This window comes from Paenalicyclobacillus ferrooxydans, from assembly GCF_001399675.1.
GTDB classification, from domain to species: Bacteria; Bacillota; Bacilli; order Alicyclobacillales; family Alicyclobacillaceae; genus Alicyclobacillus_B; species Alicyclobacillus_B ferrooxydans.
On sequence record NZ_LJCO01000096.1, the window covers coordinates 1 to 20,966 of the forward strand.

At 54.2% G+C, this 20,966-nt stretch carries 18 protein-coding genes; 5 read left to right on the forward strand and 13 right to left on the reverse strand.

Annotated features, from left to right (window positions below):
• Positions 1–406: 406 nt before the first annotated feature.
• Positions 407–1,402: a rod shape-determining protein gene (gene mreB, locus AN477_RS20760; RefSeq protein WP_054971100.1), complete on the reverse strand. Its 996-nt coding sequence runs from the start codon at positions 1,400–1,402 to the stop codon at positions 407–409.
• 241 nt (positions 1,403–1,643) lie between these two features.
• Positions 1,644–2,777, reverse strand: coding sequence for a polysaccharide deacetylase family protein (locus AN477_RS20765; RefSeq protein WP_054971101.1), 1,134 nt, complete (start codon positions 2,775–2,777; stop codon positions 1,644–1,646).
• A 387-nt stretch (positions 2,778–3,164) separates the two neighbouring features.
• On the opposite strand from AN477_RS20765, the gene AN477_RS24830 reads away from it, so the two are divergent.
• On the forward strand, positions 3,165–3,323 hold the full coding sequence (locus tag AN477_RS24830; protein ID WP_157062099.1) for a hypothetical protein: 159 nt from the start codon (positions 3,165–3,167) through the stop codon (positions 3,321–3,323).
• 667 nt (positions 3,324–3,990) lie between these two features.
• Here AN477_RS24830 and AN477_RS20770 read toward each other — a convergent pair.
• From AN477_RS20770 to AN477_RS20780, 3 genes are read right to left on the reverse strand one after another with little or no spacing between them, the layout of a single operon-like run.
• Positions 3,991–4,893, reverse strand: a complete 903-nt coding sequence (locus AN477_RS20770; protein ID WP_054971102.1) for a hypothetical protein — start codon at positions 4,891–4,893, stop codon at positions 3,991–3,993.
• A complete protein-coding gene (locus AN477_RS20775; RefSeq protein ID WP_054971103.1) occupies positions 4,890–5,390 on the reverse strand; it encodes an anti-sigma factor family protein in 501 nt (166 codons plus the stop codon). The genes AN477_RS20770 and AN477_RS20775 overlap by 4 nt, the downstream gene beginning before the upstream one ends.
• A 2-nt stretch (positions 5,391–5,392) precedes the next feature.
• Positions 5,393–5,926, reverse strand: a complete 534-nt coding sequence (locus tag AN477_RS20780; RefSeq protein ID WP_054971104.1) for an RNA polymerase sigma factor — start codon at positions 5,924–5,926, stop codon at positions 5,393–5,395.
• A gap of 377 nt (positions 5,927–6,303) precedes the next feature.
• Between AN477_RS20780 and AN477_RS20785 the strand changes: the two genes are divergently transcribed.
• Complete coding sequence (locus AN477_RS20785; protein WP_054971105.1) at positions 6,304–7,671, forward strand: dipeptidase; 1,368 nt, start codon at positions 6,304–6,306, stop codon at positions 7,669–7,671.
• 179 nt (positions 7,672–7,850) lie between these two features.
• Here AN477_RS20785 and AN477_RS20790 read toward each other — a convergent pair whose 3' ends face one another.
• Positions 7,851–9,353, reverse strand: coding sequence for a carboxylesterase/lipase family protein (locus AN477_RS20790; RefSeq protein WP_083486552.1), 1,503 nt, complete (start codon positions 9,351–9,353; stop codon positions 7,851–7,853).
• 569 nt (positions 9,354–9,922) lie between these two features.
• Here AN477_RS20790 and AN477_RS20795 point away from each other — a divergent pair.
• Positions 9,923–11,152, forward strand: a complete 1,230-nt coding sequence (locus AN477_RS20795) for a multidrug effflux MFS transporter (protein ID WP_054971107.1) — start codon at positions 9,923–9,925, stop codon at positions 11,150–11,152.
• Between the two features lie 224 nt (positions 11,153–11,376).
• Here the strand turns inward: AN477_RS20795 and AN477_RS20800 are convergent, their stop codons facing one another.
• From AN477_RS20800 to AN477_RS20825, 6 genes are all read right to left on the reverse strand, one after another.
• A complete protein-coding gene (locus tag AN477_RS20800; RefSeq protein ID WP_169787935.1) occupies positions 11,377–12,519 on the reverse strand; it encodes a vWA domain-containing protein in 1,143 nt (380 codons plus the stop codon).
• A gap of 65 nt (positions 12,520–12,584) precedes the next feature.
• The gene (locus AN477_RS20805; RefSeq protein WP_054971109.1) at positions 12,585–13,616 is read right to left on the reverse strand and encodes an AAA family ATPase; all 1,032 of its coding nucleotides are present in this window, start codon (positions 13,614–13,616) and stop codon (positions 12,585–12,587) included.
• Positions 13,613–14,473: an FAD binding domain-containing protein gene (locus AN477_RS20810; RefSeq protein ID WP_054971110.1), complete on the reverse strand. Its 861-nt coding sequence runs from the start codon at positions 14,471–14,473 to the stop codon at positions 13,613–13,615. The genes AN477_RS20805 and AN477_RS20810 overlap by 4 nt, the downstream gene beginning before the upstream one ends.
• A complete protein-coding gene (locus tag AN477_RS20815; protein WP_054971111.1) occupies positions 14,470–16,818 on the reverse strand; it encodes a xanthine dehydrogenase family protein molybdopterin-binding subunit in 2,349 nt (782 codons plus the stop codon). Before AN477_RS20815 ends, AN477_RS20810 begins: the two co-directional genes overlap by 4 nt.
• Before the next feature lie 14 nt (positions 16,819–16,832).
• Positions 16,833–17,357, reverse strand: a complete 525-nt coding sequence (locus tag AN477_RS20820; RefSeq protein ID WP_054971112.1) for a (2Fe-2S)-binding protein — start codon at positions 17,355–17,357, stop codon at positions 16,833–16,835.
• Between the two features lie 90 nt (positions 17,358–17,447).
• Positions 17,448–17,894 carry an SRPBCC family protein gene (locus AN477_RS20825; RefSeq protein ID WP_054971113.1) on the reverse strand — a complete coding sequence of 149 codons (447 nt, stop codon included), beginning with the start codon at positions 17,892–17,894 and terminating at the stop codon, positions 17,448–17,450.
• Positions 17,895–18,260: 366 nt separating this feature from the next.
• Here AN477_RS20825 and AN477_RS20830 point away from each other — a divergent pair, with 366 nt between their 5' ends.
• Together AN477_RS20830 and AN477_RS20835 are read left to right on the forward strand one after the other, a co-directional pair.
• Positions 18,261–18,698: a hypothetical protein gene (locus AN477_RS20830; RefSeq protein ID WP_054971114.1), complete on the forward strand. Its 438-nt coding sequence runs from the start codon at positions 18,261–18,263 to the stop codon at positions 18,696–18,698.
• 54 nt (positions 18,699–18,752) lie between these two features.
• Entirely contained in the window at positions 18,753–20,387 is a 1,635-nt protein-coding gene (locus AN477_RS20835) for a spore germination protein (protein WP_054971115.1), read from the forward strand.
• Positions 20,388–20,417: 30 nt separating this feature from the next.
• On the opposite strand, the gene AN477_RS20840 is transcribed toward AN477_RS20835, so the two are convergent.
• Positions 20,418–20,942, reverse strand: a complete 525-nt coding sequence (locus AN477_RS20840; RefSeq protein WP_083486535.1) for a precorrin-2 dehydrogenase/sirohydrochlorin ferrochelatase family protein — start codon at positions 20,940–20,942, stop codon at positions 20,418–20,420.
• Positions 20,943–20,966: the final 24 nt, after the last annotated feature.

Below are 20,966 nucleotides of genomic sequence, written 5' to 3' on the forward strand. Positions count from 1 at the left end.
GCTGCAGTGATGCCGCCTTGCCGCCTTAACGCCTTGCCGCCTTGCCGCCTTGCCGCCTTACCGCCTTACCGCCTTACCGCCTTACCGCCTTACCGCCTTACCGCCTTACCGCCTTACCGCCTTACCGCCTTACCGCCTTACCGCCTTGCCTGCTGCGACTTTCGATGTCCACCAAATACATATATACGCCGCGATATGCGACAACCCTCTGAGACAATGAATGGACGTAAAACAAATCAAGGCGCAGGTTCGAAAACCTGCACCAGCAGCGCACTTCAGCATTTTGGCACTTCAGCATTTCGGTACTCGGGAATTGTTTCCACATACTCGAAACGAATCAAGGAATCGGCGTGACCAGAAAACGAGGCACTTGAGGCACAGTCGACAGACCTTAGGCACAGCCGTCTCAATGGGAGGCGAGCTTGAGTAAACTGCGCACTCGCGACTTTGGACCTGCTGCCGCGTACTGCGTTAAACCTCGAATCACGCAGCTCTCAGGCTCGTCGGCAACAATTACAGGTGCGTCGAGATGATCAGCTAGTTCAGAGACGATCCCCGCAATGTAAGCCCCTCCTCCGACTAACATGATGCCTTGATCGATGATATCGCCTGCGAGTTCAGGGGGGCATTTGGAAATGACTTGTCCAATCAACTCGACAATCATCTTGCAGTACGATTGTACTTGCTCGTCCACAATACTTCTTTGAAGCATCACGCTTTGTGGCAACCCCGTAAGGACATTACGACCACGAATTTCTTGTTCAGTCGCTTCAGCATCATCGCACAAATTAATTTTCGCGGCCTCCATGGTCTGGGTTCCAACCAAAAGCGAATGCTCTTTTCTGACATATTCACTGAGACGCTCATTAATACCCCGACCTCCCGTCCGCACCGCTGCGCTTGCAACCACACCGCGCAGTGACAGGAGCGCGACCTCCGTTACACCGCCTCCGAGGTTAACCACAAGGAACCCGCGTGGGTTCTCAACAGGCAACCCTGCACCCACCGCGGCAGCTACACACGAGTTGACAAACTGAACCTTCCCTGCGCCGGCCGCTTTTCCTGCGTCTTCCATCGCACGCAGTTCCACCTGGGTAAGTCCCGATGGAATAGACAGAGTCAGCGCGAATTTATTCCTCCGAAAACGCCTTGGCATAAGCCGCGTCGTGCAATACCTGATAATTTCTGTTGCCGCTTCAAAGTTGCGCAGAATCCCGCCTTCAAAAGGAGAAACGACTTCGATTTGTCCTGGATTGCGTCCAATCATAGCATGTGCATCGTGCCCAACAGTTACTTTGCCAAGTGTATCACGCGCAACGACGCTAGGTTCGCTGAACGCCCCTTCTCCCCCGGAAACTGAGGCTCGAAAGTTTGCTGTTCCTAAGTCACATGCTACATTCATATCTCTACTCCCTTTCTTTCAATCTCCCAAGTTCACTGATGTTCTCCATAAATTTCGTAGAAAAAGCTCGAATTGTGACGGTTTAGGAGGTGTAAAAAACAACCAAGGAGTTTCATGGCGTGGATTGCGGCTGCTGCGGGGTCTTTAACGGGATCGATACCAGACGAATAGCGGACAAGTGTGGGTTTCATGACAGGCAGTCTTGCGACGTGACGGGACCAAAGTGTCGGCGTCTATTAGCTTATTCTCGATGGTACAACCATGGCATAAACCTTCCTGTGTCAAGTATCCTTTGTACCGCCTCTTTCGGGGTAATATTGGTCTTCCCAACATCTATCCGATGAATGAAATGGGGGTTCGATTGCGCAGTGACATAGCCAGGTGCAGTCGTAAACAGATACTGATATCCAGCTCTCCGTGCAATCCGATTGGAGGCTGAGTTTCCATAACCATATGGCCACGCGAACTCTACCACATTCACACCGAGTACTTCGCTGAGTCTGGCTCTCGCCTTTACAAAGTCGACCTGTACCCTCGTGTAGTACTGGTGCTCGGTCTCCAAATGTCCGTTCACCACAATTGTGGTATTGAAAACAGGTGTCAACTCCCCGTGGCGAAATATTAAGGAGTGGGCGTCGTAAGTGTGGCTTCCGAACGTCATACCCTCTTGTTCCATGGTCTGAATTTGCGACCAGGAAAGTGTTTTGGGGTCCTGTTTGTCGGCTGTCCCAACAATCACAAAGAACGTCCCCTGCACGTGGTATTTCATTAAGATTGGAAGCGCATAGGTGTACATGTTCCGGTACCCGTCGTCAAATGTCAGCAAAATTGCATTCGGGGGGACCGGACCCTGACCGTTGATAAAGCGGATGAACTCTGCGTTAGTGATGACATGGAAATCTCTCTTTTGAAATGCATCGAGTTGTGCAGCAAATGCTTTCGGGGTCATGACAAACGGTGAATACACATTCGGCGATATATCGTGGTAGGTCAAAACGACAACTTTGTTTCGGTAGTAGATTGTGCTGTCCGAACCGGAGATATGACTCGGGTCACCCGGTTCGACCCTGCTGCCGGTCGTGCCGTTTTCGTTTGCGTTGACCGTGCCAGACCGCCCGTTTGTGACGCTAACGCTGAGACCACTGCCAGGCTCGTTAGTGACGCTGACGCTGCTTACATGTCCCCTTGTGACTCTAACGCTGCTTGCGCATCCGCTTGTGACGCTGAGATTGCTTGCACGTCCGTTTGTGTCACTGACGCTGCTGCCACAATCGCGTGCAATCGCTGTAATCACCGCATCGTTTACATTGAGAACCGTCACGGCAGCAACCACAATGGCGGAGCCGATGGCGTGCTTTCGTCTATATTGGTTCATAAAGCATTCACTCCGTCGGTGTGCTTATTGTCGTCGCTACCTCGAATGCCAATTGAGGTGTGGGCCCAATCACAGTTGTGATGGGCCCGCAACCCCTCAATGTTCATCCGACGCTCACAAATGAAACGGTCAAAAAAATTTACGAGCTCGTGAACTATTTGATAAAGGTCTCCGTCTTTTTAGGCGAAACACCTTCAAAGGGCTTGTTTGATAAACATGTTTCGAGGGATCACGATTAGGTTACACATAGTGTTGTACTGAACGACGTTCCGATATTCTTCACCATGTGCGCTTTGGGGATTCAACACTGTGCGGATTGTGGTTTCACGGCTTGAAACACTCAACAGGACGCAACATAGACACTGACTCATTTTGAGAGGTAGATACATGTTGAATTTAGGTCAACTCGTTCGTTTTACTACCGAAGTGACAACCTCAGTGGTACTCGTCATTGCGCAGATTATCGTGTTGATTTTGTTCGAAATTGGCATCTCTGTTTTTCGCGCAATGCCGCGAAAAGCGAATTCCACAAGTCCGATGCGATAAGGCAGTTGAGATTCCGATCGACCACAATTTTACGGAACTCAGTTCCTTTACGCCACCACCGTCACTAGCGGCCCAGCCTATTAACGGAACTCAGTTCCTTTACGCCACCACCGTCGCTAGCGGCTCAGCCTATTAGCGGAACTCAGTTCCTTTACGCCACCACCGTCGCTAGCGGCTCAGCCTATTAGCGGAACTCAGTTCCTTTACGCCACCACCGTCACTAGCGGCCCAGCCTATTAGCGGAACTCAGTTCCTTTATGCCACCACCGTCACTAGCGGCTCAGCCTATTAGCGGAACTCAGTTCCTTTACGCCACCACCGTCACTAGCGGCCCAGCCTATTAGCGGAACTCAGTTCCTTTACGCCACCACCGTCACTGGCGGCCCAGCCTATTAGCGGAACTCAGTTCCTTTATGCCACCACCGTCGCTAGCGGCTCAGCCTATTAGCGGAACTCAGTTCCTTTATGCCACCACTGTCACTAGCGGCTCAGCCTATTAGCGGAACTCAGTTCCTTTATGCCAGCTCCCGTCACCCCCAGCTCCGCCTCACCATATGGCACGGGCTCCTCCAGGCTCCTCCAGGCTCCTCCAGGCTCCTCCAGGCTCCTCCAGGCTCCTGCCGCACGCCAAGCCCCCGTCGTACCTGCGGCGCCTGAACCGGTCCACCTACGTGTGCCGCTTCTGCAATTTACGCGCACGCAACAACTCCGAGAGCCAAGTGGTCACGGCTCCAATCCCCGTTAACCATGTCATCAGGAACACTATTAATCCCACAAACGGGATGTTCATCGTGGCCATCAGTAAACTTGATCCGATCAGCGCCTGCACGATATACGCTCGGTTTCCCGGCGAAACAAACGGTTCGTTGGACTGACGCCCTAGGACAAGTCCGCCGATCCACATCGAAGTCATGGAAAAACCGCCAATTCCGGCAATAAGATAGAGGATTGCGATAAGACCGACCACCGGGAGTCCAACCACTGTTAACGCCAGCAGACTGCCGACAGCTCCTACAATGACGGTGACTAGTACTCCGAGAAGTCCCATCTTCCGGATCGAACCGTCTTGCTTGCCAAGCGGAACGCGCTGATTTCGCAAAGCGATGGCACAAAGTACAGCTAGCAGAACCAAGGCGACGCTCACCGCAAGCATACCTGCCCATACAAGCAGCGATACGGTAACACCAAACAACGCCCCATTCCAAAACGGCGTGTTCAGCCGTACGTGATACATCGCACCAACGTGCGCGCCGCGAGATTGCGTGATACTGCCGCCAAGGTCAAATACGATACCTGTATAAGAGTTCGGTCCCAGGTGGACGTTTCCATCGAGGACGACAAGGATTTCCGTGACCTTTCCTTCCACGGTAACATTATGGCCAAGGACGAGGACGTCCTCGACCTGCTCATTTTTCGGAATGACCGTCGGGCTCTCCGTCACAAGGGTTTCAGCGGACGTCATGCGTCCCTGGGTTGCAGCCTGTACCTGGGGTCGGTACATCAAGACCGGCAGCAAAAACGCTGTCGCAAAAAGTACCACCACAAGCAATCTGCCAAACCATCGATTCATAGAACAACCTCACTTGGTTTCAACATCCGAAAGACTGTAATCGCACATACCGTACAGAGAACAACACTCGAGACGATAATGACGGTTGACCAGGTAAATCCAACTGCTCCGAGCAAACGAAGAGAGCTATGCCCTGCTGCCACCCCTAGACGGAAGAAGACTTCCATCAAACGTCCGACAGGTGACGCTAAGATGCCCCAAACGACTGCTGCAAAAACCACCACCAGGCCCCAGGTGTACAGCTGGAGTACCCTTTTTGCTTGGACACTTTGATGCATCAAGGACACAGCGGAAAGAACACGCGGTTGAAGATCCGTGGAAACAACTTCCGCCTCGAGGGTTTGCAGCACCCACTCGTGAACCTGTTGCATGTCGCGAATGACTTCGCGACATTCGGCACACTGCCCTACATGATGTTCAACTACCTTCCGTTTTTCACCCGACAGCTCACCGTCCACATAGGCGGAGAGTTCGCTGGTTTGAAAATCACAATACATGGTCACACACTCCCTTCTCTATTTAACTCGTCACGCAGTTGCAGCCTTGCATGATGTAATCGTGATCGCACAGTTCCAACTGGAAGCTCCAGAATCTCAGCGAGTTCGTCGTAACTAAAACCATGAAGCTCACGCAGGATGAGAATGGTTCTATGATCCGCACCGAGTCGTTGCATCGCCTGGTACAAATCCATCCGAATCTCACTTTGATGATGTGGATTGAGACCGCTTGAAACCAACGACTCTTCGTAGGACTCTGTACGATGCCGACGATGCCGTTCTCGCCAATCAAGTGCATTTCGCACGGTGATTTTCGCCAACCACGATGGAAACGTCCGCTCATCGCGAAGCCCTTTGAGAGACTGATACACTTTAATAAAAGTCTCCTGGGTGACATCTTCAGCATCCGACTTGTGATTCAGAATGCCGTATGCGGTTCTGTACACAAAGTTTTTGTAGTTTGACACCATTTTAGAAAACGCGTCCATGTTACCGCGTTTTGCACTCTTAATCAGACGAATATCGTCTTCCGTCAAATACCGGCCACCTCCCGGGCGACGCAGTCCTCTCGGCCCGAGTTCACCGAACCTCACAAATCATCCTTAGTATGACATTTTGCATGCCAATCAGCCATCTTTCACTGTTGGCACACACTCTATAGACAAAGACGGAGCATTGTTCGATTAAGTTCACAGATAAAAGGACCAAATTCTATCCCCATGTAAGCCCTACCGATGGACTCATCCCCCGTGAGCGCACTGTGCTGCGCCTCACCGGATCCCACGTGTAAATCCATAATTTGTCTAAATAATCCACCATATAAGTAAATTTCGTCTATAATTCGATGGTAGGACGTTGAGATTCAGGTTTACAGACAAACCCGCAAACGACAAAAGAGAAAAGGTGATCCGGATTGCAGACTTGGAAATCGTACTTGGATTCAAATCAGGAAAGGTTTCTTGCCGAATTTAAGGCATTCCTCAGTATCCCGAGTGTCTCCACCCTTCCGGAGAACAAGGGTGACGTTCTCAATGCAGCACATTGGCTCGCGTCCCGCATGACCGACGCTGGTCTTGAGCATGCAGAGATTTGTGAGACGGGTGGACATCCAGTCGTCTACGCGGACTGGCTGCACGCCGAAGGAGCCCCGACCATCCTGCTCTATGGTCACTACGATGTTCAACCGGCCGATCCGCTCGAGTTGTGGCAGTCTCCTCCATTTGAACCTGAGGTTCGCGGTGACCGACTATATGCCCGTGGTGCCAGTGACATGAAAGGGAATGTGCTGGTGTTTATCCATGCTGTTGAGGCTCATCTGCGAACAAGCGGACGTCTGCCATTAAACGTGAAGCTGATTGTTGAGGGCGAAGAGGAAATTGGCAGCCCATCGTTGCCAAAGTGGATCGAGGAAAACCAAGCGAAGCTGGCTTGTGACTATGCAGCCAGCTCCGACTCAGCGCAAATCTCTCGGGACCTGCCCACGGTCATTGTTGGAACGAAGGGAATGTGCGGGTTGCAGGTTGACATCAAAACGGGAGGGACGGATCTGCATTCAGGACTCGCTGGCGGCGTCGTTCGCAACGCCCTGCACGTGCTGACCGATATGATCTCATCGATGCACGATCCGGATGGACGAGTCACCGTTGCTGGTTTTTACGATCACGTTGTTGACCCGAGCGATGCTGAAAGACAGATGGCTAGACGAATCCCTGTGTCTGGAGACGTGTTTCGTCAAGCCATTGGAGCTACCGAGCTCGTCCACGAGCCTGGCTGGTCCGTCACGGAGTGTACCTGGTTTCGACCGACACTCGAAGTTAATGGAATGTGGGGCGGATTTCAGGGCGACGGAACCAAAACTGTTATCCCTTGCGAAGCCCACGCAAAGATCACCTGCCGGCTGGCAGCGAACCAAGATCCTGATAAGATCCGTGAGCTCATCAGGGCACACATTCTCGCTCACACGCCAAGTGGCGTGGAAGCCTCCGTCACACCGCTTCCTGGGAAAGCTGATCCATATTTGATGCCGGAGACGCACCCGGCCCTCTCGGCGGCAGACGCCGCACTCGAGAAGGTGAAACAGGCAGCCCCCATCCACATGCGAATGGGAGCGACCGTCCCCGTCTTGGGAACGTTCAAAAACCTTCTTGGCGTCGAAATGGTGTCCCTGGGATTCTCCGGCCTCGCGGACGGATTACACGCACCAAATGAGTCCGTTGACCTTGGCCAGTTTTATGCCGGGGGGCACATCTACTGCAGCTTCTTTGAACATCTGGCGAAATAGAATAGCCGCTCTGCGCGGCCCCAACGTGTCAGCTGACCAATCGATCGAAGGCCGGCTACCCTGCCTACCACCCAATCGCCCGCTCTGTTTCAACGCAGAGCAGCAAGAGCACGGCACCCGCTGTCAACCAACGGGTGCCGTCGTCAACCTAGGCGTAAAGGGGTTGATTCCGGGACTCTCTACTGCCCAATGACTTGCTCCCAGACGATGCGTTCTTCCCCGTACGGATCGTTCACCACACGACTTTCCACATCAAAGATCATCGTTGGACGGCTATCGAGATTATACGCGGGCCACTGGGGCAGTTCACCAGTATTCGGGTTACCCGTGTGTGCAAATGCAATCCACGCGTGATGCATCTGCATGGCCACAGCAGCACGGTCTGCGGAGTCTCCTGTGAATACTTGTGAACTCGGATCGTCAATGGTGTTGAACACAAACGGGATCTCAAGGGCATGACATGCCTTCAAGACACCCTTCGCCGCGGTACTTTGCCAGTCAAACCGATACACGTACAAGGGACTGTCGCCGACTCGCCGGTTCGCAATCTTCTGGATGGGAGCGCCAAAGACGCTGTATGAACCAAGTTGCGTCAGAGCATCGAGCAACTCCGTCCCCGATTTGCCATTGAAATAGAACGAAGCAAGTTCAGGCGGGATTTTCCCCCAGCGACGCTCAAACATTTGCATCAAAGCGGTATCGTCTTGAGCTTGCCGCCACATCGGATCGCGCGCAGTCCATAGCGTGAGCTCGTTGAGGTTACATCCAATCAGGAGTGGAATTCCTTTTGATGCTCCCGATTCAAGTGCGGTGGCGAAAGGCTTCGTGATCACTGTGCCGTCCATGACAGGACTCCACGTGAGCCGTGTTCCTTGCGCAATTTTGTCCGAGGCCGCAACAAGTTGTTCTGCAGGCAGTTCAAACAGCTGCGCCGCGTCGTTTGAGCCAAGGCCTAAAGCTTCGAGGAGACGATTCCGTGTCTCGACAGCGGTGTCGATCCGTTTCATCGACGGGGCACCGCTTTCCATAATGGCTTGCTGAAACAGACCACGGGCGGCGGGTGCAACAAGCAACGAACCGACGCTCATCGAGCCAGCTGACTCGCCAAAAACGGTCACACAGTCAGGGTCGCCTCCGAACGCCGCAATGTTGTCATGAACCCACTGGAGAGCCGAAATCTGATCGAGCAAGGCGCAGTTGCCAGATACCGCATACTCTTCTCCAAACTCCGGGTGCTGTTGAACGAGATCGCCGAGATATAGGAATCCGAGCGGACCGAGCCGGTAGTTGATGGTCACGACGACCACGTCACCTTGTTCAGCAAACGACCGCCCATTGTACCAAGGTGTGCGGCCTGATCCGAAGACGAATGACCCGCCGTGGATCCAAACCATCACGGGGCGCTTCTTGTCGTCGGCCCCAGGTGACCAGATGTTCAGATTCAGGCAATCCTCGCTCTGAGGCAGTTTTTCCTTTGGGTTCATCGCGTTCGGGCCCTGAACACAAGCCGGACCAAACTCCGTTGCATCGAACACACCTTCCCACGGCTCACGGGGCTGTGGCGCCTGGAACCGCAGCTTTCCTACAGGCGCCTTGGCGAAGGGAATACCCTTCCATACGGCGACAGAGCCTTCGAACGTACCCTGAACTTTTCCACAACTTGTCTGTATAATGAGTGACATCGTAAGAATCCCAGCTTTCAATGGAATAAACCGGTGTCGGTAGATACCGGCAATAAAACCGTGATCGGCAAGGTGTTGCACTAGGGTGTGGTGCTGGGCTGTGGTGCTGGGCTGTGGTGCTGGGCTGACGTGCTGGGCTGACGTGCTGGGCTGACGTGCTGGGCTGACGTGCTGGGCTGACGTGCTGGGCTGACGTGCTGGGCTGTGGTGCTGGGCTGACAAGGGAAAATATTTCCCTTATCTGGCTCAGACGCTGACACCCCTGCCGGAATAACGTATGGAAAGTTCGTTGTAGAGCGAATTCCAACGGATCACCGGGCCGTTTGAACAGATAGGGGTAATTTTGTCCTCTGCACACTCCGGAAACCCGATAAAATAAGCATCAAGGGAAGAAATGGAACTTATTTGTGCGCGCTGCCCGTTGGTTGCCCGTTGGTTGCCCGTTGGTTGCCCGTTGGTTGCCCGTTGGTTGCCCGTTGGTTGCCCGTTGGTTGCCCGTTGGTTGCCCGTTTGCGATCCGTTGCGATCCGTTACACGGTGACATCTAGTCTCAAAATATGGAGGACAACATGGCTCACGAACATCTTTCCAGCCCTGAGGCTGTAGAACGACGCGTTTCCAAGATCGTCATTCTTGGTTTTCTGTCTGCCGTTGCACCGCTCTCGATTGACATGTACCTGCCCGCACTGCCTGCCTTGAGCCGTGATATGCACGCCTCGGCTTCAGTAGCCCAGTTAAGTTTGACTGCCTGTCTCATCGGCCTTGCCACGGGTCAGTTGCTGGCAGGCCCGCTTAGCGATGCACGGGGACGGCGAATACCCCTTCTCGCAGGCACCGCCATCTATACCATCGCATCCCTCTTATGTGCCTCTACCAATTCTATCTACGTTTTAATCGGGCTGCGGCTGATTCAGGGACTCGCTGGCTCGGCTTGGATTGTCATTGCCAATGCCATCGTCCGCGATCTCTATGAGGGCCACAAGATGACAGAGTTCCTGGCGCTCCTCATGCTGGTCAATGGAGTTGCTCCAATTGCAGCCCCCATCCTCGGCGGTCAGATCTTGCGTTTCACTTCTTGGCATGGCGTATTTATCGTGCTCGCTGCACTCGGGGGCCTGATGTTTATCAGCGTGCTTTTTGGTCTCAAAGAGAGCTTGCCGCCCGAACGCAGACATACCGGCGGTCTGCGGCAAACCGCATCAACGGTCTCACTGTTGGTGCGAGATAAGCACTTCATCGGCTATGCCTTGAGCCTTGGATTCATCTTCGCAGCAATGTTTTCCTACATCTCCGGGTCGCCGTTTGTCTTGCAAGGCATCTTCGGCCTATCGCCGCAGATGTTTAGTGTCGCATTTGCAACCAACGGGCTTGGGATTATCATAGCAGGCCAAGTCTCGGCACGCCTATCCCGGAGGTATGGTGAAACCAAGGTGCTTGTCGGCGGTCTCATTCTCGCGGGTGTCGCCGGCTTAACTTTTCTTTTGATGATAGCAACTGGCGCCTCTCTTGTTGGTGTGTTGCCGCCGCTCTTTTTCGTTGTGTGCTGCGTGGGGATTGTTGGCCCGACCGCTACCTCCCTCGCCATGCAAGAGCAGGGGGGCCGTGCCGGCAGTGCGGCTGCCGTAATGGGTTTGCCCCAGATGCTGATGGGTGCCCTTGCTGCCCCTTTAGTTGGCATGATGGGCAGCGGAGCTGACCTTCCCCTTGGTATCGTCATTCCCATTTGCGATCTCGCTGCCATAGCCAGCTACCTGCTGCTCGTCCGCCCTAGTCGCATCAAGCGGCGCCATGTCGCTTAAATTCCCCACCGGCTGGTTGGTAGAGTCCATTCCCGACCAGACCAGCCCCGACTTTGCACCCTACTCAAAGTCTAACCCTCACTCGTTTCTGCGGTTGCACCCTACTCAAAGTCTAACCCTCACTCGTTTCTGCGGTTGCACCCTACTCAAAGTCTAACCCTCGCGCGTCCTTGCGGTTGCAGCATGCTCCAAGCCCACCCCTCGCTCGTCAGCCCAACCGCCTCTCAACCTTCTGTGAATCCACTTTGACGGCGCGGAGGCCGGCTCTGCCTAAGCACCCGAATCCGCTGCCACGCTGCGTCGAGCGCGTTGAAATTGTGGGCTGGAAAAGCGTGATCGGCATAGGCCTGCAGCAGCTTTGCCCCCCTCGCTGTCGGGGTGTATCCCGGATGTCCAGCCAGCGGGTTCAACCAGATGAGTTGTTGCGACAGGCGGCATAGACGTCTGAGCTGTGTCTCCAGTTCTTCGGTCGATCCGGTATCGAGCCCGTCCGTCGCCAGCAGTACAATCGCACCGGTATGCAGGACTGTGCGCGCATGGTCGTCATGAAAGTCTCGCAGCGTTTGCGCCAGACGCGTACCGCCCGACATGTGTTGAACATTCGCTGTCAGCGTGGATAACGCATCGTTGCCATCTGCAATTTCCAGCCAACGCGTGACGCGGGTCAACCGGGTGCTGAATACAAAGACTTCGATGTCCCAGTCGTTCACACAAAGTGCATGAGCAAACCGTAACATCACCCGACTATAGGGGTCCATCGATCCGCTCACGTCACAAATCATCACAAGCGGTCTCGGCTTGGTACGTCGTTTCTGGTACACCAACTGCGCCACTTCTGTGCTGCCAGCGTTTTTACGAAGCGTCGCCGACAAGTCAAGCGTCTTGCCTTGCCGACTGGCCGTTCTGCGCAGGCTTCGCTGCTTCGCGGGTTCCAAGTGTAATCCGAAGGAGAGCAGTTCCTGAACTTCAGCCTCCGTCAGCTTCGAGAAGTCCTTGTAGCGCAAGACTTCGTCCGGGGTTTGCGCACCCTTCAAAAACACGGAGAAGTTATCTGGTGCTTCCTCCTCCGACGCAGGGCGCCCCGCCTGGTTCTGTCCCATCCAAATCACGTCTGGACGTTTATGCCGCTCTGACTTTTGCCGCATGACGCTGGACATCAGTGTCTGGCGTGCGACCCAGGAATCACCCGGCCGGCGAAGCAGCAACCAGAATTGCTGCCACGCCATGACAAACAGCGGGTATTCGACTGGGTTCTTGACGACGACAGCAGCCACCGCGTCCCGGCACACCGATTCACTCTCCCACCCAACCTCCGAGATAGCGGTCAGTGCCAATTGCTCCTCATCACTGCCAATACGAAACCCCATTGCCCTGAGTCCCCTGAGAAATGCAAGCAGATGTGAAACGGTCTGATTCCCAGCGAGAAAGTCCGTCATTGGCGCTCGGCCTCGGTCACGAGTGTCGAGATGCGCGATCCCGCTTCGCCCTTTCGCTGCGTGAGGAAATCAAAGTCATCCTTGTATTTCAGAAGACAACCAAGGGTTTGCTCCACAATTTCAGGGTGTAACTTTTTCGTACCCAGTGCTGCGAGTGCCTCTGCCCAGTGTACCGTCTCAGCAACACCAGGACGTTTGAACAGCGGCTCTTCACGTAGTCTCTGCACCAAAGCTACTGCGGAATGGGCGATTTCAGCTGCGACTTCCGGCACCTTCGCGAGGAGGATCTCGAGTTCTCTATCAAACTCAGGATAATCAATCCACTGATAAAAGCAGCGGCGCTTCAAGGCATCGTGCACTTCTCGGGTCCGGTTGCTGGTCAGAATCACAACCGGGCGGTCCTTGGCCTTGATGGTTCCAAGTTCGGGTATGGTCACTTGGAACTCTCCGAGCAGTTCAAGCAAAAACGCCTCAAATGCTTCGTCCGCCCTGTCTACTTCGTCAATTAACAGCACCGGGGCAGGACCTTCGAAGTCGATGGCCGCGAGCAACGGCCGCTTCAAGAGAAACTCCTCTGAAAACAGTTCCGACTCGAGCGAACCGCGCGAGAGCGCCCCCCGGTTGTCCCTCGTGTCTCCGGTATCGAGCAGATTGATATCGGAATTGAAGCCATTGGACGCCCCGTCACGGTTCCCTGCTCCCCCGCCATTCCCCATTTCACGACTGTTCGCTGTTCCGGCTTCACTCACCGCCTCCGCAACGCGGATATGAAGCAACTGCTTTTGGTAGTTCCACTCATACAACGCCGCCTGTCTATCCAACCCTTCGTAGCACTGGAGGCGTAACAAAGGGCGGCCGAGGGCCGAGGCAATCACCTTTGCTAGCTCGGTTTTGCCAACCCCCGGTTCGCCCTCAAGAAACAGTGGACGTTCGAGTCGAATGGTCAGGAACAGGGCCGTTGCGAGTGCTGAACTTGGGTAGTACCCATGCGCTGTCAGCGTCTCTTGTACCTGACTGGGACTGTTCATTGTGCCAGCAGCTTCCTCAAAGCGCGCGCCGTATGAACCTTGCACAACTGGCGTCGGTAAGCCTCGGAGGCATAGAGGTCGCCGGCAATCATGCCGTCATCCGAAGCGTACACAGCGGCGGATTGAATCGCCTCCTCAGTGAAGGCCTTGCCGATGAGCGCGTCTTCGACGCCGCGCGCCCGGTAGGCCACGTCCGCTGCACCCGTGATACCGATGCGTGCGTGGGTCACGACGTTGTCCTCGTTCACGGCCACCACTGCGGCAATACCAACCACCGCGTAACCCGATGCTGGGTGCGGAACTTTCTCATACACGCTTTTCGATCCGCTTGGCGGCGTTCGGAATTTCACGCTCCGCATCACACTGTTTTCAGGCATCGCCGTTAACAGCGGACCGAGAAAGAACTCTTCCGCTTGCAGCGTCTCTTCGCCATCCATCGTGACAACGTAGACCTCGGCTTCATAAGCCAGCGCCACGGCAGGCAGGTCAGATGCCATGTCAGCATGTGACAGATTGCCGCCGAGGGTACCACGGTTTCGGACTTGGAGATCGCCCACTTTGGACGCAGCCTGCGCCAAAGCCGGGAGGTACTCACGCACCATCGGGCTCGATGCCACATGTGCGTGCGTCGTCAAGGCTCCGACCACCAACCCGTCAGGTTCGCGGACAATCCCATGGAGTTCCTGAACAGCACTGATATCAATCAACTTGCCGGGACTTGCTAAACGCAGCTTCATCATTGGCAGCAGGCTGTGTCCGCCTGCCAAAAGTTTCGCTTCGCCACCCGCCGCCTGCAGTCTCTCAATCGCTTCGGCCACAGTACTGACGCGCTCGTACTCAAATGTGCTTGAGATCACGCTTCCTGCCTCCCTTTCTCAATCGCATTCCAGACGCGTTCCGGGGTCAGCGGCATGTTGATGTCCTTCACGCCAAATGGCCGCAAGGCATCCATTACCGCGTTGACTACGGTTGGGGTGGACGCAATCGTGCCTGTTTCGCCGATACCTTTTACGCCGAGCGGATTCTGTGGGGCTGGCGTCTCGGTGAATGCTGTTTCAAACTCCTTAAAGAAGCGCGCCTTTGGCATTGCATAATCCATGAACGTACCCGTGAGCAGCTGTGCCTGTTCGTCGTAGACCGCGCCTTCCCACAGTGCTTGCCCTATCCCCTGGACGATACCGCCGTGAACCTGACCTTCCGCAACCATCGGGTTGATGACGCGCCCGCAGTCGTCAACAGCCACATATTTGACAAGGTCGATATCACCGGTCTCCTCATCGACCTCAACCACGCAGATGTGCGTGCCAAACGGGTAGACGAAGTTCACCGGATCGTAAAAGGCAGTGCCCTCAAGCGCCGGCTCCACACCCTGCGGAAGGTTCCATGCCAGGTATGCCTGCAAGGTGACTTCCTGAATAGTGACGGAACGAGTTGGCGCGCCTTCCACGCTGTACTTGCCGTCTTCGAAGCGAACGTCTTCCTCCGACACCTCGAGCATGTGGGCCGCTATCTTTTTCGCCTTCTCGAGGACCTTGTCGACAGCGACTGCAATCGCGTTGCCGCCGACAGGTGTCGTCCGGGAGCCGTAGGTGCCCCAGCCCATGGCGATCCGATTGGTATCCCCATGCACCACTTCGATGTCCTCAAACGGGACGCCAAGGCGCTGTGAGACAATCTGTGCAAACGTGGTCTCCTCACCTTGACCGTGCGGCGATGCCCCTGTGAACACCGTAACTTTACCGGTTGGATGGACGCGCACGGTGGCGCTCTCCCAAAGACCACCTTGGAATCCGACCGCGCCAGCGACCTGTGAAGGCCCGAGGCCGCAGATCTCCACGTAGGTTGTCACGCCGATGCCAAGGTGACGGCCTTGACTGCGCAGTTCCTGCTGCTTTTGCCTCAATTCTTCATAGCCGACCATGGCAAGCGCTTTATCCAGGGCAACCTCATAGTTCCCGCTGTCATACTCGAGGCCCATGGCGGTGTTATATGGGAACTCGTGAGATTGAATCAGATTGCGGCGGCGAACCTCGACCGGATCCTTGCCAATCTCGGCAGCAAACAGGTCCACCATGCGCTCAAGCAGATATGTGGCCTCCGGGCGCCCTGCGCCGCGATAGGCATCGGTCGGTGTTGTGTTCGTGAATACGCCGTACACATCAACCGCTGCATATGGAATCTTGTACGCGCCAGGGACAATCAGTCCAAACAGGATGGTCGGAACACCAGGACCTGCGGTGGAAAGATATGCACCCATGTTGGCGATGTTTTTAACTCGAATGGCCGTGAAGTCACCGTCCTTGGTTCCAGCAAACTCGACATCAAGGACCATGTCGCGCCCATGTGAGGTGACAAGGAAGTTCTCGCGGCGGTCTTCGACCCATTTGACGGGGCGTTTCAGGTCACGCGCTGCATAGGCGACCATGGCCTCGTCGGGGTAGCAAGCGATTTTTGCGCCAAACCCTCCGCCCACATCAACAGATACAATCCGGAGTTTGTTTTCCGGAATCCCCAGAATGCCGGAGAGCAGGAACCGATGAATATGCGGGTTCTGAGATGTGGCCCATAACGTCATTTCACCGGTCGCAGGGTTATACTGAGCCGTTGCAGCACGAGGCTCCATCGGGTTTGGAATCAACCGTTGCTGGCGAAAACGTTGTTTCACAATGACTTCAGCATTCTCGAAGACATCGTCTGTGGCGTTTCCGGCCTGCCAGTGGAAGGCAACATTGTTCTCGACGCCATCGTGCAAAATCGGCGCTCCATCAGCAATCGCCTGTTCCTGCTCCGCCACAGCGGGCAGGGGCGCGTAGGTCACTTGAATCAGGTCAACGGCGTCTCTGGCAACGTAACGGTTTTCCGCAACCACAAGCGCGACGCCATCACCGACATAACGAACTTTGTTCACAGCAAGAACCTCGTGCGGAGGTGTTTGAATGTTGCTGTCTGGCGGAAGCCACGCTGTTGGGACAGTGCCAATCTTGCCCTCAAGATCTTTTCCGGTGTAGACCGCCACCACGCCTTCGAGCGCTTTCGCTGCATCCGTATTGATGTTGACGATCCGTGCATGCGCATGCGGACTTCTGAGGACGCTCGCGTACAACATTCCCGGCAGTTGGATGTCTTCTGAATACTGACCGTTCCCCGTGATGAGCCGTGGGTCTTCACGACGTTTCAGTGTTGAACCGAATACACTCGCCATTCACACGCCCTCCTCTACTCTTCCGATCCGCTGCCTGCAGCAGCGACTTCCACCGCGGTTCCCTGTTGGCTGGTTTTTTGAGCTGCATATTGAACCGCACGAACAATATTTTGATAGCCGGTGCATCGACAGATAACACCTTCCAACCCTTCTCGAATCTCTTCCTCGGTAGGATTGGGGTTATGTTTCAAGAGCCCCACAGCGGTCATCATCACACCGGGAGTACAAAAACCACACTGAAGCCCATGTTTTTCCCAGAAGCCCTCCTGCACAGGGTGCAGATCGTTCATGTCGCCAAGCCCTTCAACCGTCGTCACTTCGGCACCATCGGCCTGAACTGTAAGCGTTGTGCACGACTTCACAGCTTCGCCATTCAAGAGCACCGTGCAGGCCCCGCACTGACTGGTATCGCAGCCGACGTGGGTACCTGTGAGCCCGAGGTCATCTCGCAGGGCATGAACCAAAAGTTGTCGCGGTTCTACTTCAAGGGAGCGTTTTACACCATTCACAGTCAGGGTCACATGCTGTTTCTGACTCACTATCAACACCTCCTGGTTGCATCTCAAGCATTCATGGATTGGCATTCTCGCGTCAGCTCTCAGGCCTTCACGTTCCTGTGCTGCAAACCACTAACTTGCCGACCTGCGCAACTCTGCTTCGACATTCTTGAAGAAGCGCCCGAGCAACATTCGGGCGACACTTCCGGTAACCCGTTGACCAACGGATGCTAACAACCCACTGACCTGTGCGTCTGCGTCACATGTCACCACCGTCTTTCCGTCTTTATCTTCAAGAAAAACCCAGGAGTCCGCTGTGAGTTCTCCGGGTTTTCCTCGACCACTGAGTTTCAAACGATAGCGAGTGGGCTCTTCTTGTTCACACATCTCAACATGGCCCTCGAACAGTCCCTTGATGGGGCCCACATCGAGCCCGAGTTCTGTTTCGTACAAGCCGTCTCGAACCAAATGAAGGCGTTTGCATCCAGGTAACGTCCGAACCAACGTGTCTTCGTCTTGAAGCAGTGTCCATACTTGTTCACGCGGAGCGTTATACGTATGTTGAAAGGTTATCTTCATGGTCCTTCCTCCTCCGATGTTTGTATATGAACCTAGTACCCATAGATATGTATGAAATCAGAATCCACAACCAGCTTTGATAAACGAAACATTCTGCCTATTTATCGTATCATTTCTAATGAGAGAAGAACAACCAGTGATATCCAATGATTTCGAAAACTATCACACAAACGGAAAAAAGGCAGACCAGCGTTCTACAAAACCAACTGGCCTGCCATAGACTTATAACCTGCTCATTACGCCGGTTTATCGGGCATTTTCCTCCCCCCATCTGGTTACCAACCTCAGATGTATAGATTGCTGATCTAGACCCAATCATATACTCCCGGGTAAATTTCATGGTCATGGGCAAATGAGGCGTACAGTGTGAATAACAAAACTGAGAAGATTCTCTGGAGCATCGCGATTCCCGGCTTTGGCCAACTGCTGAATGGAAAGTACATCAAAGGTCTGGTGTTTATACTCCTGGAGTTTGTCATCAATGTGAAGGCCGAGCTCAATCAAGCCATTATGCTGAGCTTTCAAGGTCATATTGAGAAGAGTATCAGTGTCACCAATTTTCAATGGCTGATGTTTTACCCTTGCGTCTATATGTTTGCCATCTGGGATGCTTACCGCGATGCCGGAGGCGTTGCTCATCCGCTCTCATTTGTACTCGCAGCTTACCTGGGGACTGTAGGAATTGTTTATGCACCCACATTCAAAGTGATGGGACACTTGCTCGGCCCAGTCTGGTTGCCGCTGTTGTTCGCGATGGTCGGGGTCCTTATCGGCACCTTCTTACGAATGAAGCACCATGCGTAACACACCAACTAGATGACTCACTCGTAATAAGCCTGCAAAGCAAAGGAGAACCTGATGTCCTTCTGGAAGTCAAATAACGCAGAAAAGCGTGCATCTGACACGATGCCTCCCAGTCAACATCTTGAGGCGATTGGCAAACAAAAAGTCTCCGGAAACAACAACGAAACGATTGCAATTCTTCGCAGCCTGTTCAGTCCAAATGACGACCTCACAACGCGAGAAATCGACGTTCTTGGACAATATGAGGCTACTGTGATGTACCTATCGAACTTCGTCAACAGCGAACGCATCAATCAGGACGTTTTAAAACCTCTCGTGACCACCAACATGACCAGGACGAAAGTGGCCCGAGGCGATGTTGTCCGATTTCTGCTCAAGCAGGCTTTGAACTTCGGAGAAGCTTATGTGGAGGTCAGCGTCACCAAATTGGCCGAGGCACTTTTTCGCGGGAACACGGTCATTTTGATACAACACCTCAAAGAAGCCATCGTCCTATCCACGAGGTCCATCGATCATCGTACGCCGTCTCATCCGCAAACCGAACAGGCCATTCGAGGCCCAAGAGACGGGTTTGTAGAAGCTATTGGTACCAATATGTCACTGATTCGATACCGCTTACAGACACCGGACCTCCGAATGGAGTCGATGGAACTCGGACGCATGACCAAAACCAAAGTCGCTGTTTGTTACGTGGAAGGTCTTTGCGATCCCGATCTTGTCCGCCGTGTTCGCAACCGTCTCAACAAAATTGATATTGATAGTGTTCTCGACGCCGGCACCATCGAGCAATATATTGAAGACAACCACTGGAGCCCGTTCCCGCAGATGTTGAACTCTGAACGCCCGGACAAGTGCTGCGCAGCCCTATTGGAAGGCCGTGTCGTCATCCTGACTGACGGGACACCGTTCGCCCTCATCGCACCGGCAACATTCGTTCAGTTTTATCAAGTCATGGACGATTACACCGAACGTTGGTTGATGGGGACTCTTGTCCGGGCAGTGCGACTGGTTTCACTGGTGTTCTCTCTGATTCTCCCGGCTATGTACGTTGCCGTCATTTCCTATAATCCTGAGCTCATTCCAACCAAATTTGCGGTCGCTGTGGCAGGCAGTCGTGCCGGGGTGCCATTCCCTGCCGTCGTTGAGGTGCTCATCATGGAGGTCTCCATGGAGGTCCTGCGAGAAGCAACACTCCGTCTGCCTCAGCAGGTCGGTGGTGCACTGTCGATTGTCGGCGTCCTCGTCATCGGACAGGCTGCTGTCTCAGCAGGTTTCGTGAGTCCCATCACCGTCGTGGTGGTCGCTTTGACAACCATCGGATCGTTCGCAACGCCCGCCTACAACGCTGCCATTGCACTGCGAATCCTGCGTTTCCCGATGATCATCCTGGCTGGCATTTTCGGGCTTTACGGGCTTGTGGTCGGTATCATTCTGGTCATCAACCACATGCTGTCACTGCGTTCTTTTGGCGTCCCGTACTGGGCTCCCTACGCACCGTTTAAGCTCGATGGGATGAAGGACGCACCGATACGGGCGCCCCTGTGGAGTAACTTTCTTCGTCCGAAAGAGGTATCCCCTGAGAACGACCGTCGAGTCAGTCCACAAACTGTGGAATATGCAAAGTCGCCTCCAAAGCGGCAACGCCGCTCACTGACCACCGGACCACGAAGGGGCGGAAACAAGACGTAACGGCTCGGTTCCGTGCTGCTTCCTCGCGGCTTATAAGTCCTCACTCTGGAAGGGCTCCGACAGAGCTAGGATTTCCTTTTGAAAACCGTTGGTTTTGTCGTCGAGGTCGGCCTCAAGAGTTCGTCTCAGCTGTCTTGCCAGACGCGGATTGGTTCCTGATGTCGAGATGGCAACATGCAACGCCCCTCGTTTTACTGTAGCAGGAACGGTCAATGTACAGGCTGCAGGGTCATCCACAACATACACCATTCTCCCTGCCGCCTCGGCTTCACAGGCCACGGCGCGGTTCACTTTCGGATCATTGGTCGCGGCGAAAACGAGCCAGCCAGAGGAGACGTCACCGGATTGGTAGCCCCGCTGTATCCACTCCACTCTTTCATCCGCCACCGACCTCATTAATTGAGGAGAGAGGTTGGGACTGATAACCCGCACCCTGGCGTGTGAATCAAGCAGTTTTTGGACTTTCCGCTCAGCGATCTTCCCACCGCCTACAACGATGCAAAGACGTCCGGACAAGTCGAGGAACGCTGCATAATATGGACGAGGCTCGGGCACGACAACCACCTTCTTATCACAAAG